Raw genomic sequence first — 12854 nt, 5'->3', positions numbered from 1 at the left:
CGAACAGCGTCGCGGTGACGATGACCACCACGTAAAGCGCACCGTTCATCGGCGCGAACAGATCGCGAAACGCCTTGAACAGCCGTTCCATCAGGCCGGCCTGATCGCAGACGAAACCCATCAGGATAAACATGGGCACTGCGACCAGTTCGTCCTGCTTCATGATGCCGATGGTCTGCAGATAAGCGAGGTTGAGTACCCGCGGCCCCATGCCGATGTAGCCGAACACACCGGCAAGAAACAAAAGCGTGAAGCTGATCGGCAGGCCGATGAAGATCGCGCCCAACATCACCAGCAGCATGGCAAGGCCAAGCAGTTCGAGTCCGGTCATATCTCGACCTTTTCCTTGTGCTCGAACTCACGCCCGAACTGAATCTGGTACCAGCACTTCAGCACTTCCGACACGCCCTGGATCATCAGAAGGACGGCAGCCAGCGGGATGGTGGCCCGGAACGGCCACATGATCACGCGCCACACGCTTTCCTGCGACCTCTCGCCGGTGTCCCAGGAATGCAACGCGTCGCCGTAGCTGACCACCATGAATGTGATCATGACCGGGTAGAACAGCAGGATGTAGGAGATCATGTCGATGATCCCCTTGGTGCGCTCCGAAAAAGTCTCCCAGTAGATATCGGTCCGCACGTGCGCACCCTTGAATAGCGCATATCCGCAGCCGAGCATGAAGGCCGCGCCATTGGCCATGAAGCTCGACTCGTAGACCCAGATGGTCGGCGCATTGAACCCGTAGCGCATCACGACCTCGTACGAGATCGTCGCCACGAGGAACAGCATCGTCAGGGCGATGAACTTACCGGACACGTCCGTGAATCGGTCGATGCCCCGAATGATCGTGTAGAACGCTTGTGGAAACTCGCTCCCTGCGCCCGCAGGGTACGCGGCTCCGCCGTTGGTCGACATGAATGATCCCCGTTGGAAAAGCAACTGGCGTCGATCAACGACGCCAGTTGCGCGCGAAAGCGGATCACTTCTTCAGATAGACCTTGTCCTTCCAGTAGTACTCGCCCGCGAAGTTATAGGGCGGGAACCAGGAGAGCTTGAACGGGACGATTTGTTCGGCATAGGCCTTCTGACTGTCCATCACCTTCTTGTAGAAGGGGTTCTTGGCGGCGTGCTCGCCCTGGATCTTCTCCCACTCGTCGAGGAAGTTCTTCAGGACCTCGTCCGGCGTGCGATGCATCTGGACGCCCGCCTTGATAAGCTCCTGGCAGGCATGCGCAGTCTCGCGGTTGAAGGCAAAGTTGCGCTGCGTCGTGGCATAGACGCTGGCGACCTTCATGATCTCCTGCAGGTCCGGCGTGAGCTTCTTCCAGACATCGCCGTTGATCATCAACTGGCCGCCGGTGACGGGCTCGTGCATGCCAGGGGTGTAGTAGTGCTTTGCGACCTGGTGCAGACCGAGCTTCTTGTCCTCCTCGCAGTTGATCCATTCGGCGCCTTCGATCACGCCGCGTTCCATCGCGGGCACGATCTCGCCGCCCGGTATGGTGACGACCGACACGCCAAGCCTGCCGTAGGTTTCAGCGCCGATACCGTAGATGCGGTACTTCAGTCCCTTGAGGTCGGCCAGACTGTTGATCTCTTTCTTGAACCAGCCCATTCCCTGCGGGTAATCGGTCGGGATCGGGAAGCCGACGACGTTGAGCTTCAGGACGTCGCGATAGAACTCCTCCAGCAACTTCATGCCGCCGCCGTCATAGTACCAGGCCCAGTAGTCGCTTCCGTCCATGCCGAACAGCGGACCATGCGACATCGGGATCGTCGCGGTGTTGCGGCCGAGAATGTAGCCGAACGGCGCCATTCCGACGTCGAGGACGTTCTTCGACGTTGCGTCGAATACCTCGAACGGGGGAACGATCGCGCCGGCGGGCAGAGTCTCGATCTTGAGACGGCCGCCGGACATCTTTTCGACGGTCTCGGCCCACAGCTTGAAGATCAGATGGAAGTTTGCCGACGCCGGATGGGTCGACTGCCCCTTCAGCACGAGGGGCTTGGGTACCGGAGCCTGCGCTTTGGCCGGCTCCGTAAAGGTGGCGACGAGTCCGAAGGCCGCAGCCACGACAACAGACGTGTATCTGAGCATCGTATTCCCTCCGTTTGGTAGTTTCTCCTTGTTGATCTTTTTTTTGATTTTGTGAGGTGAGGTTACGGATGGGATGGTAGCGCTGTCAAGAAGACCTCTGTCGGGCGGCAATGGGGCCGCGAACTTGTTGGTGGCGCCGCAGCAAAGAGAACGACCGTGGCCCCTGCCAGCGGTGGCAATTGCATGGCCAAGCGCTTGAGCGCACGCGCAATGATCGTGATCATTCTCGGTTATTCGCCCCGGGCGGCGACGACCTGGCGGAGGAGATACTCACGGCATTCAGCACAGTGGCCAGGAGATCATGATCTTCAATCGGACTTGCCCCGTTCTCCATGAAGGGCACGATGCCGCAGTCGATGACGAAGCAGCACACGTCCCGCCAAATATTTCGGCGCTACTCTTCCTTGACAAAGCGCAGCCTATGAGTGGGAATGTCGCCTCAGGGATGCAAGGCTCGGCACACAAGAAACGCAACCAATAAAAAAATAGAACGCGACGAAGAAAAAAGCCGTAGCCAGAAAGTGCCGGCATCCCAGACTGGAACGACGCGGCAAGGACGCTCAACGTCCGCCGGGTCGTAAGGCGGGGGGACGCATCGGGTCGTATGTCGGACAACCTCCGCCGTTGCTTTAACCGGAGGGAACGATGTCAACAATCTCAAGAATTGCAGGGCTGACGATAGCTGCGGCGATGGCGCTGGGAATCCAGACGGCATCCGCCCAGGACAAGAAAGTGCGCATTCAGATGCAGTCGAACTTCGCCTCGACGCTTGCGCTGCTCGGACCTAATGCAAAATTCACGGTCGACCAGGTCAACAAGCTCTCGGGCGGCTCGATCGAGATGAAATTCTTCGAGCCCGGCTCGCTGGTGCCGCCGGCACAGGCGTTCGACGCGGTTTCGTCCGGCGCGCTCGACGCGGCGTGGGCGACGCCCGGCTTCTGGACCGGCAAGGACATCGCCTTTGCGGTCTATTCGACCGTGCCGTTCGGCCCGGGCATGGGCGAGTACCTCGCCTGGATGAAGGAGGGCGGCGGCGAGAAGATGCTGCAGGCGCTCTACGCCAAGTACAACATCCACTCGGTGATCTGCCACCTGATCCCGCCGGAAGCGTCGGGCTGGTTCCGCAAGGAGATCGCCACGGTCGCCGACCTGAAGGGGCTCAAGATGCGCTTCTTCGGGCTCGGCGCGAACGTGATGCAGAATCTCGGCGTATCGACGCAGCTGCTCCAGGCCGGCGAGATCTTCCAGGCGCTTCAGCTCGGCACCATCGACGCCACCGAGTTCTCGATGCCGGTGATGGATCTCAGCCTCGGCTTCCATCAGGTCGCGAAGTTCTACTACTTCCCGGGCTGGCACCAGCAGGCGACGTTCGGCGACCTCATCATCAACAAGAACAAATGGGATTCGATGTCGGCGACCCAGAAGGCGCAGCTCGAGGCCGCCTGCGACCAGACCGTGATGAAAGGCATCAGCGTCGGCGAGGCGGTGCAGCCGAAGGCGATGAAGGACATCGAGGGCAAGGGCGTCAAGCTGATGACCTGGTCGCCGGAATTCCTGGCCGCGTTCGAGAAGGAGTGGAAGGTGGTTGCCGCCGAGCAAGCCGCAAAGAGCCCGGAGTTCAAGAAGGCCTGGGACTCGCTCAGCCAGTTCCGCGACACGTACAAGATCTGGCGCGAACGGGGCTATCTTAAGTAATCGCACCGACGGGTGCGGTCGCCGGGTGGCGGCCGCACCCCGCGCGTGTTGCACGCCGGAGCCTTCGGCCCGCCGCGACGACCGCGGTTTGCGCAAATCCGGCAGACTCCCGCCGTCGCATACTTGGGGATTAGAATTCTTGGGGATTAGAATTCTTGGGGATTAGGACGTTTCGATGGAAAGCATGCTTGCCGTCTCCCGTGGCATCGATCGAATTCTGCAAGTGATCGCCAGCATCTTCGGCTGGCTTTTCCTGGCGCTGGTCATCGTCATTTGCTGGGACGTGATCACCCGCAAAATGGGTTTCCAGCTTCCGGGATTCGGCTCGACGCCGATCCAGGAACTCGAATGGCACCTGCACGGAATGCTGTTCCTGTTCTGGCTAGGTTACGCCTATGTGCGCAACGTGCATGTGCGCATCGACGTCTTCACAGGCCACCTGCCCTGGCGCCGCCAGGCTTGGCTGGAAATCTTCGGCATTGCCATCTTCGCCATCCCTTATTGCGCGCTCGCGACCTACTACTCGTGGTCCTTCGTCGTGGTGTCGTACCTGCAGAACGAGAGCTCCGACGCGCCGAACGGGCTAACCAACCGCTGGATCATCAAGGGCTGCCTGTTCCTGGGCCTGGTCCTGCTCGACTTTGCAGTCCTGTCGGTCCTGCTGCGCAAGCTGGTCGGCCTTTTCGGACCGCCGCACCTGGCCGCCGAAGCCGGCGCGCCCGCCGTATCTCAGCCGAACCGCTAGGGGACGATCATGGAATGGATTGCCGATCACCTCGCGGTGCTGATGTTTCTCGTGCTCACGGTCATCATGTTCGTGGGCTATCCGGTGGCGTTCGTTCTCGGCGGCGTCGCGCTGGCGTTCGGCGCCCTCGGCGTCATGTTCGACGTGTTCCGGCCGGCCCAGTTCGGCAGCCTGATGCCGCGCATCTTCGGGCAGGCGGTGCAGAACCCGGTGCTGATCGCAGTGCCGATGTTCGTCTTCATGGGCACGATCCTGGAAAAATCCGGCGTCGCCGACGAACTATTGAAGGCCCTGCAAGTGCTGACGCGCCGCGTCCCCGGCGGTCTTGCCATGTCGGTGACGCTGATGGGCACCATCATGGCGGCGACCACCGGCATCGTCGGCGCCTCGGTCATCATGCTGACGCTGATCGCGCTGCCGACCATGCTGGCCGCCGGCTACTCCAAGGAGCTTTCCGTCGGCACCATCGCCTCGGCCGGAACGCTCGGCATCCTGATTCCGCCCAGCATCATGCTGGTGATCATGGGCGACATCCTGACGATCTCGGTGGGCACGCTGTTCACGGCCGCGATCGTTCCCGGACTCGCGCTCTCGGCCCTGTACCTCGTCTACCAGGGCATCCTGGCGTTCGCCAAGCCACACCTTGCGCCGCCGCTCCATGCCGATATCGGCCCGAAGACGCGTGGCGAGATGTTGCGCATGGTGCTGCGCAGCTTCCTGCCGCCAGCGGCGCTGATCTTCGTCGTGCTCGGCTCGATCTTCGGCGGCTTCGCGACGCCGACCGAAGCCGGCGGCACCGGCTCGGCCGGCGCGCTGGCGCTGGCAGCGTGGAACAAGCGCCTCAACATGAAGATGCTCAAGGAAGTCATCGAGAGCGCGGCGCTGACCAACGCGCTGGTGTTCTTCATCGTCTTCGGCGCGACGCTGTTCTCCTTCGTGTTCCGCGCTCTGGGCGGCGACGACCTGGTGGTGGAGATCCTCAAGACGCTCGGCATCAACACCGGCTGGGAGATCATGATCTTCGTGATGGTGCTGGTGTTCATCATGGGGTTCTTCTTCGACTGGCTCGAAATCTGCCTGATCGTGTTGCCGATCTTCGGGCCGATCCTGACCAAGCTCAGCTTCGAGCCGCATCTGGCGACCAACAAGGACTTCATGTTGTGGTTCACCATCCTGATCGCGGTGAACCTGCAATCGGCGTTCCTGACCCCGCCGTTCGGCTTTGCCCTGTTCTACATGAAGGGCACGGTGCCACCGTCGGTGACCATGAAGCACATCTATCGCGGCATCGTTCCGTTCGTCATGCTGCAGCTTACGGCGGTGGCACTGTGCATGATCTTCCCGGAGATCGTCCTCTGGCTGCCGCGGCGCTTCGGATTCCTCGACTGAGGGCAATCGCCGCCGTCGGCGCATGCCACGGCGGCTCCCTCCCGACCGCAGGCGTTTTATGACAGTTATATGACGGAGCGCGCTCGCGATTTTTTGTCGTGACTCGCCTCGTTCCATGACAGAATTAATACAGCTGAGTGTCAGCTCGATTAATTCTGTGGAGCGGTGGAATGAGCCTGTGGCGTACGCGACAAAATCCCCTGGCGTGGTGGTGGGCCATGCTGACGCTGGTCAGCACGGTCAATATCGTGCTGTGGCTCCTGCTCTATCGCGAGCTGCGCGCACAGCCGGTCGGCAGCATGGAGCTGATGCTGCTGCTCTGCGGGACTTACGTTTTCGGCTGCGCCTTCCGCTCCGTGCTGCCGCGCGCGGACGTGCAGCGCATCTGCCTGTTCGACACCTGGCTGTCGAGCGTGCTGGTCGGACGCTCCGTCGCCACGGTTGCCGAGGTCTGCTTCGTCCTGCAATGGGCGATCATCCTGCAGCAGCTCGGCACGATCACCGGATCGGACACCGTGCTGCACGTCGCATGGATCATCGTGCCGCTGATCCTGATCGCCGAATGCTTTTCCTGGTACGCGGTGGTGACCACCAACTTCCTCTACAACGCGATCGAGAATTCGCTGTGGGCCGTCGCGTTCTTGCTGGTCGGCATCGGCCTCGTCCGGCTGCTGCCGGAATTCCACGGCGCGGCGCGCATCGTGCTCGTGCTGTCGATCGCGGGGATCGTCGGCTACCTCGCCTTTCTGATGACGGTCGACGTTCCCATGTATTTCAGCCGCTGGCGCGCCAACGTCGCGGAGGGCAACCAGCTGCTCGGATTGCTCGAGGGCCTGCGCGACGTCTCCACGCGCTGGATCAAGACCCACGATATCGCCCACTGGAAGGGCGAGATCGCCTGGATGTCGCTGTATTTCAGCGGCGCGGTGTGGGCCAGTCTCGCGCTCTGCGTGTTCTATTCGCTGGAGGGCGAACTGCCGCATTATCGCACCGAGACGGCAGCGCTCGGCGCGCCCGTGCAGCAGGCCGGGACGACGCCCGTCGGCGTCGCTCCAGTCGCGCGTCGCAGCGAGGCTGCGGTCAGGGCAGCAGCGTCGCCGTTCTAAACCAGGCCGTGACCGCGTCCGGTCGAGCCGGTCGGTTGTTGACGATCCGCGGCCGGCTGTGATTGATGATCGGCATGCGCAAGCCCGACACAGCCACGCTGGAGAAGAAAGCGACCGAATTGGCCGCGCTCATGCGCATGTTCGCCAATGAGCACCGGCTCCTGATCCTGTGCAAGCTGGTCGAGCTCGGCGAGGCCAATGTGAGCGCACTCGCCGACGAGGTCGGCCTGTCGAATTCGGCGCTATCGCAGCACCTTGCCAAGCTGCGTGGCGAGGGTCTGGTCGCGTTCCGCCGCGACAGCCAGACGATCTGGTATCGCATCGCCGATCCGCGGATCGAGGAGCTGTTCTCGACCCTGCACCGGCTGTTCTGCGGGCGCAGGGGCCGCTAGGCCTTCCTGGCGCCCCTGGATTCGATCCACCAGAAGAACAACGCGGCGCAAACCGCGAGGCCGACAAACCAGGCCGCGTCCGGCACACCCGTGATGTCGGGCAACCGGATCTTGCCGAGTTTCCATACATTGAGCACGTGGCTCTTCAGCCAGTCGAAGCTCAGCGCGTAGAGAATGGCCCCAGCCACCATGCCGAGCGCGCCGACCAGCGCATGAACGCTGCCCGACGCGATCGCGCCCAGCGCCGTTCCCGGGCAGTAGCCATAGACCACCATCCCGACACCGAACAGCGCGGCACCGAGTGCAACGCCGAGAATGTTGGCGTCCTTGACGTAGTATTTGCTGTTGCCGGTATCGATCAGCAGCAGCACGCCGATGCCGCCGACCACGATGGCGGTGCCCATCACCTTGAGCACCGTGAAGTCGCGCAGGCGGAACTGGTTCTCGATCACGTTGCAGCTCGTCACCTTGCCGCGCTGCAGCAGGAAGCCGAACGCACCGCCCATCAGCAGCGGGCCGAAGATCGCCAGCATCGTCGTCATCGGGACCTCCTCACGACTTCCGGAACATCAGGGCGGACACGGCAAGACCCGTGGCGAACATCACCCCGAGGAAGAGCCAGCTCGAAACGGCGAGCTGCAAGCCGCCGGAAATGCCGTGACCGCTGGTACACCCACCGGCCAGCCGCGCGCCGTACATGATGACGGCGCCGCCGAGAAAGGCCGCAACGAAGCGCTTGATGACGGAAGGCCCGAAGCGCTCTTCCCAGACCTCCGGCACGAGCTCGAGCCGCCATGTGCCCGACAGCACCGCCGACACGAAGGCGCCAAGGGGGATGCCGACCAGGAACCACACGCCATAATCCCACTTCAGCGGCATGCTTTTCCAGTAGCTGTTCTGCGCAACCGCGTCCGCGCCGATCACCGGCGCTGCAAACAGCGAGGCGATGCGCGAATAGGCCGTCGTGACACCGAGGGGATCGCCGAACAGCCCGAATGCGACCCAGCTCAAGATCCCTATTCCGGAACCGACAAGGTAGGGCGACCAGTCGATCCGCGACGTCCGTCGAACTTCGTGAGCGATATCATGGGTGATCGTGGTCACGCGCGTCTCTCCCCCGTCATGCAGCCATGGTCCAGCGCGAACATCATGCGGCATTGCGGGCGATTGTATTCACAAATTCTAATTTAGCAATATCTAAAGTATAGAGGCCAGCGAACTCGGGTGACGCGGCCGCTGCGGAGTGCAGCGGCCCCCGTCCTTTGCGCATGCCGCGTCAGTTCTTGCCGTAATCGTAGAAGCCGCGGCCGCTCTTGCGGCCGAGGCGGCCGGCGTCGACCATTTCCTTGAGCAGCGGCGCGGGCCGGTATTTCGGGTCGTTGAAGCCGGTGTAGAACACCTCCATCACCGAGAGCATGGTGTCGAGGCCGATCAGGTCGGCGAGCGCCAGCGGGCCGATCGGATGATTGCAGCCGAGCTTCATGCCGGCGTCGATCTCCTCGGCTGTGGCGATCCCCTCCTGCAGCGCGAACACCGCCTCGTTGATCATCGGGCAGAGGATGCGGTTGACGGCAAAGCCCGGGCTGTTGCGCGCGGTGATCGGCACCTTGCCGACACGCTTGGCGAACGCTTCCGCCTTGGCGTGGGTGTCGTCGGAGGTCTGCAGGCCACGGATCAGCTCCAGCAGCGCCATCACCGGAACGGGGTTGAAGAAGTGCATGCCGATGAAGCGATCGGGACGATCGGTCGCGGCGGCGAGCTTGGTGATCGAGATCGACGACGTGTTGGTCGCGATCAGCGCCTGCGGGCGCAGGGTCGCGCAGAGATCCTTGAGGATCTTGACCTTCAGTTCCTCGTTCTCTGTCGCAGCCTCGATGACGAGGTCGCAATTGGCGAGCTTTGCCTTGTCGGTCGTCGCATCGATGCGCGCCAATGCCGCCTCGCGGTCGGCGGCGCTCATCTTCTCCTTCTTGACCAGGCGGTCGAGGCTGCCGTCGATGGTGGAAAGCCCCCGCTTCACCGCGGCATCCGAAATGTCCACCATGGTCACGCCGAGCCCGGCCGCCGCGCAGATCTGCGCGATGCCGTTGCCCATGGTGCCCGCCCCTACGATGCCTACCGATTCAATCATGTCGTTTCGTCCCTGTTCCGTGGGGCGGCCGGCGCCGCCCCTATCCATGCCGCCCTGATATCAGAGCCGGGCTGCGACCGGAACCGCCCGATCGGCCTGCAGCCAATCGGCAATCCGCGGCCAGGCGGCGGCGAGGGTCTGGCTGCCGAGATAGAGGCCGAGATGGCTGGAGGGCACGACGGCACGCTCGATCTGGATCGCGGGCGTGCCGAGCCGCGAGGCCGTCGCCATCGCCTGTGGCGAGGGGACGATCTCGTCGTCGCTGCCGGCCAGCAGGAAGACGGGGATCTTCACGTCGCCGAGGCGAACGGGGCGGCCGAGCGCCACGAACGTCCCGTTCACGATCCGGTTCTCCCGATAGATCCAGTGCACCACCTGCAGGTAGTAGGTGCCCGGCAAATCCACCGTCTCGTCGTGCCAGCGCACGAAACGCTCATGCAATTCGCGGTCGGCGGCCGAATCCGGTGACAGCGTCCGTTGCAGCACCAGGGCGGTGTCGGCGGCGCGGCTCCAGAACCGCAGGATATGCGCGCCCTTGACGATGCCGCCACCGCTTTCCACGATTCCCTCGAACGCCGCCTGCGGCGCGCTGCCAACCAGCCGCACCAGTCCGGAATCGACGGACAGGTCCACCGGGGTGCCCGCCAGAATCAGCCGCCGCACCTTTTCCGGAAAGCGCGCGGCATAGAGCAGCGACAGCCATCCGCCCTGGCACAGGCCGATCAGATCGACCGGCGCCGCCAATTCATCGACGGCGACGTTGAGGTCGGCGAGGTACTGGTCGATCGCAAGGTAGCGCATGTCGGGCGAGGCCGAGCGCCAGTCGGTGAGGAAGATGCGATCGAGGCCGCTCTGCCGCAGCCGCTCGACGATGCTGTGGCCGGGGGCGAAGTCGGCGATCAGCGTGCTGTGCAGCGCATAGGGCCCACAGATCAGAACCGGCCGGCCGCCGCTGCCTTGGCCGCTCCCTTGGCCGCTCCCTTGCGAAAAATCGCGCAGGCGCATGGTGGCAAGCTCGAGTGCAACCCTGTTCGGCGTGGTCCACGGCAGCTCCGGCTTGTCGGCGGGCGCGGCGCGCTCGGCTCCCCGATCGAGCCACCAGAACATCGCATCCACGGCGAACTTGCCGGCAGCATACGGCCACAGCATCGGATCCTGCGGCCAGGCTGCGCCCGAAGGGGCCGGCCTCTGAATTTTGTCCGATGGCTCGCCCATGCGCGTGCTCACGGTATCGCCGGCCCGCCGCGCTGCCTCCGGCGTCTCATCCTCCGCAGGAACCATCCCGCCAGAGGATCGATTGTTCAATGCGGTCATTTGACCTTTCATTTGACCTTTCTCAAGGGCGCGGGGCCGGCAGGCGCTAGGTTAGACTGCAATTGCTGCCAAAGGGAGACAGCCATGGACGAAATTCCCGATCTCGCGATCTCGCCCGAGAAGGTCGCCGCGATCCTCCTCAAGGCGCGCCAGTTCGACGTCAAGGACGTGGTCACCGATCCCGATTCCGCATCCAATGGCAGCGACGACGCCATGCTGTCGGTGCTGGAAGATCACGCATCCGATCCCGCCCGGACCGAGCTGAGCGCCATGATCCGCGGCCTCAACGTGGACGAGCAGGTCGACCTGGTCGCGCTGGCCTGGCTCGGCCGCGGCGACGGCGACATCGGCGACTGGCAGGAAATCCGCTCCGAAGCGGACCGCGCGCACAACAGGCGCACGGCGCAGTATCTGATGGGCATACCGCTGCTCAGCGACTATCTCGAAGATGCGCTCTCCCAGTTCGGTCATTCGGCCGAGGAGTTCGAGCGGCCGCTCTGACGCCGGCCGCCGCACCCGGCGCGCATTCACCATTATTCGGGCGCGGCAGACCTGCCGCGCCGCTCCCCTTCCCTTCGCCGGGCGAGAGCCGCCCCATCAGCCGCCGGTGAGATGCTTCTCGATCTCGCCCACGGGATGACGGGTGAGATCCTTGTTGACCTCCGCGATCACGCGTGCGGCGACGTCGGCATGCAGCGCATTGCGCAGGTCCGCCAGCGTTCGCGGCGGGGCCACGATCACCAGGGCCCGCACTTTCCTCTCCCGCATCACCTGCTCGATCGCGCCTGCAACCGTCCTGGCAAAGCGATGCTCGTTGAGATCATGCCAGTCCGCCGGCTCGACCGCGCTGCGGCGGCCCGAACCCATCGCCTTGCCGAGGGCACCGGGCCTGTCGGTGCCCTGCTCGTGGGTCGGCGGATTGTCGTCGTCCTCCAGCACCTTTTCGGTCTTCAGGTTGGGGAATTTCTCGTCGCCTTCGTTGCGCAGGAAGATGGCCTTGCGGCCGTCCCCCACGAAGACGAATGCATCGTGCGGTATTCTCAGCTTGTTCATCCCTTGGGGACTCCTGATGAACGGGAGCCACGGCCCCGAAGGGGACAGCCTGTCGGGAGGCTCCCGGAGCACGGCGCGGTACCCGACCGGATGCCGGCGCGGACGTGGTGGAACAAAACATAATCGTCGAGCGTAGATGACGTTTGATGCGCATCAAGTTCCTGCGCTACAATGGCGCATATTCAGGGGCATCCGCAGCAAGGGAGGCCTTCATGATCGCCCGGGATGTGATGACTTCACCCGTCATTACCATTAGTGAGAACGCAACCATCCAGGATGCCGCCAGGCTCCTGATCAAGGAGCGCATTAGCGCCGTTCCTGTGCTCGATGAAGCTGGAAAGCTCGCTGGCATCGTTACGGAATCCGACCTGATGCGCCGCGCCGAGATCGGAACGGAGCGCCATTATTCCTGGTGGCTGTGGATGCTTTCGGACGCGCGCACGCTCGCCACGGACTACATCAAGTCGCACGCTACGAGCGTGCAGGACGTGATGACGCGGACCGTCATAACGGTCGTTCCCGAGACGCCCTTGCACGAGATCGCGGAGCTGTTCGAAAGGAATCACATCAAGCGCGTGCCGGTGGTGGACATGAGCGGAGACCTGCTCGGGATCGTCAGCCGCGCGAACATCATCCAGGCCGTCGCAAGCGCCGGGCCGAAGCTCGATGTCAGTCTTCCGGACGCGGCGATCCGCAGCAAGCTCCTCGACGAGCTCAAGCAGCAGCCCTGGGCTCATGCCCACAAGATGAACGTGATGGTGACCCAAGGCGTGGTCGAGCTCTGGGGCTTCGTCGACAACGACGAGGAGCGGCAGGCCGTCAACGTCGCGGCCAAATCCATCCCCGGCGTCAACGGCGTGAACGACCGCCTGATGCGCGCCCCGACGTACGGCTACTAGCCTGCCCGGCCTAAAGCGCGATGGGATGA

At 63.3% G+C, this 12854-nt stretch carries 15 protein-coding genes; 7 read left to right on the top strand and 8 right to left on the bottom strand.

Translation table 11 applies throughout. The annotated features are described in order from the left end of the window. The 3 genes from ACT4OC_RS00560 to ACT4OC_RS00550 all read right to left on the bottom strand — a co-directional run. Window positions 1-331: TRAP transporter large permease subunit (locus tag ACT4OC_RS00560; RefSeq protein WP_444837139.1), on the bottom strand; the 331-nt coding region annotated here is incomplete at its 3' end. Next, window positions 328-819, bottom strand: a complete 492-nt coding sequence (locus ACT4OC_RS00555) for a TRAP transporter small permease subunit (RefSeq protein ID WP_444837138.1) — start codon at window positions 817-819, stop codon at window positions 328-330. The genes ACT4OC_RS00560 and ACT4OC_RS00555, both read right to left, overlap by 4 nt. A gap of 163 nt (window positions 820-982) precedes the next feature. Further along, window positions 983-2101 (bottom strand): TRAP transporter substrate-binding protein, encoded by a 1119-nt coding sequence (locus tag ACT4OC_RS00550; RefSeq protein ID WP_444837137.1) that lies wholly within the window; start codon window positions 2099-2101, stop codon window positions 983-985. 645 nt (window positions 2102-2746) lie between these two features. Here ACT4OC_RS00550 and ACT4OC_RS00545 point away from each other — a divergent pair. The 5 genes from ACT4OC_RS00545 to ACT4OC_RS00525 all read left to right on the top strand — a co-directional run bounded on the left by ACT4OC_RS00545 (window position 2747) and on the right by ACT4OC_RS00525 (window position 7428). Continuing rightward, entirely contained in the window at window positions 2747-3796 is a 1050-nt protein-coding gene (locus ACT4OC_RS00545) for a TRAP transporter substrate-binding protein (RefSeq protein WP_444837136.1), read from the top strand. Between the two features lie 175 nt (window positions 3797-3971). Then, on the top strand, window positions 3972-4541 hold the full coding sequence (locus ACT4OC_RS00540) for a TRAP transporter small permease subunit (protein WP_444837135.1): 570 nt from the start codon (window positions 3972-3974) through the stop codon (window positions 4539-4541). 9 nt (window positions 4542-4550) lie between these two features. Continuing rightward, entirely contained in the window at window positions 4551-5930 is a 1380-nt protein-coding gene (locus tag ACT4OC_RS00535) for a TRAP transporter large permease (protein WP_444837134.1), read from the top strand. A 170-nt stretch (window positions 5931-6100) separates the two neighbouring features. Then, entirely contained in the window at window positions 6101-7036 is a 936-nt protein-coding gene (locus ACT4OC_RS00530; RefSeq protein WP_444837133.1) for a hypothetical protein, read from the top strand. A 74-nt stretch (window positions 7037-7110) separates the two neighbouring features. After that, entirely contained in the window at window positions 7111-7428 is a 318-nt protein-coding gene (locus ACT4OC_RS00525; protein ID WP_444837132.1) for an ArsR/SmtB family transcription factor, read from the top strand. On the opposite strand, the gene ACT4OC_RS00520 is transcribed toward ACT4OC_RS00525, so the two are convergent. The 4 genes from ACT4OC_RS00520 to ACT4OC_RS00505 form a co-directional block, all read right to left on the bottom strand. Further along, window positions 7425-7970 carry a YeeE/YedE thiosulfate transporter family protein gene (locus tag ACT4OC_RS00520; protein ID WP_444837131.1) on the bottom strand — a complete coding sequence of 182 codons (546 nt, stop codon included), beginning with the start codon at window positions 7968-7970 and terminating at the stop codon, window positions 7425-7427. The genes ACT4OC_RS00525 and ACT4OC_RS00520 overlap by 4 nt on opposite strands. Window positions 7971-7980: 10 nt before the next feature. Next, a complete protein-coding gene (locus tag ACT4OC_RS00515) occupies window positions 7981-8523 on the bottom strand; it encodes a YeeE/YedE thiosulfate transporter family protein (RefSeq protein ID WP_444837150.1) in 543 nt (180 codons plus the stop codon). A gap of 181 nt (window positions 8524-8704) precedes the next feature. Beyond that, the gene (locus ACT4OC_RS00510) at window positions 8705-9559 is read right to left on the bottom strand and encodes a 3-hydroxybutyryl-CoA dehydrogenase (protein WP_444837130.1); all 855 of its coding nucleotides are present in this window, start codon (window positions 9557-9559) and stop codon (window positions 8705-8707) included. Window positions 9560-9619: 60 nt separating this feature from the next. Further along, window positions 9620-10708: an alpha/beta fold hydrolase gene (locus ACT4OC_RS00505; RefSeq protein ID WP_444837129.1), complete on the bottom strand. Its 1089-nt coding sequence runs from the start codon at window positions 10706-10708 to the stop codon at window positions 9620-9622. Between the two features lie 249 nt (window positions 10709-10957). On the opposite strand from ACT4OC_RS00505, the gene ACT4OC_RS00500 reads away from it, so the two are divergent. Further along, window positions 10958-11374 carry a DUF3775 domain-containing protein gene (locus tag ACT4OC_RS00500; protein ID WP_444837128.1) on the top strand — a complete coding sequence of 139 codons (417 nt, stop codon included), beginning with the start codon at window positions 10958-10960 and terminating at the stop codon, window positions 11372-11374. Between the two features lie 96 nt (window positions 11375-11470). Here the strand turns inward: ACT4OC_RS00500 and ACT4OC_RS00495 are convergent, their stop codons facing one another. Beyond that, complete coding sequence (locus ACT4OC_RS00495) at window positions 11471-11926, bottom strand: host attachment protein (RefSeq protein WP_444837127.1); 456 nt, start codon at window positions 11924-11926, stop codon at window positions 11471-11473. A gap of 212 nt (window positions 11927-12138) precedes the next feature. Between ACT4OC_RS00495 and ACT4OC_RS00490 the strand changes: the two genes are divergently transcribed. Next, window positions 12139-12825 (top strand): CBS domain-containing protein, encoded by a 687-nt coding sequence (locus ACT4OC_RS00490; protein ID WP_444837126.1) that lies wholly within the window; start codon window positions 12139-12141, stop codon window positions 12823-12825. Window positions 12826-12854: the final 29 nt, after the last annotated feature.

The sequence above is a fragment of the Bradyrhizobium sp. genome (genome assembly GCF_052389815.1).
Classification (GTDB): domain Bacteria; phylum Pseudomonadota; class Alphaproteobacteria; order Rhizobiales; family Xanthobacteraceae; genus Bradyrhizobium.
The sequence above is the reverse complement of the archived record's forward strand: the minus strand, read 5'-3'. Positions and strand labels throughout refer to the sequence as shown.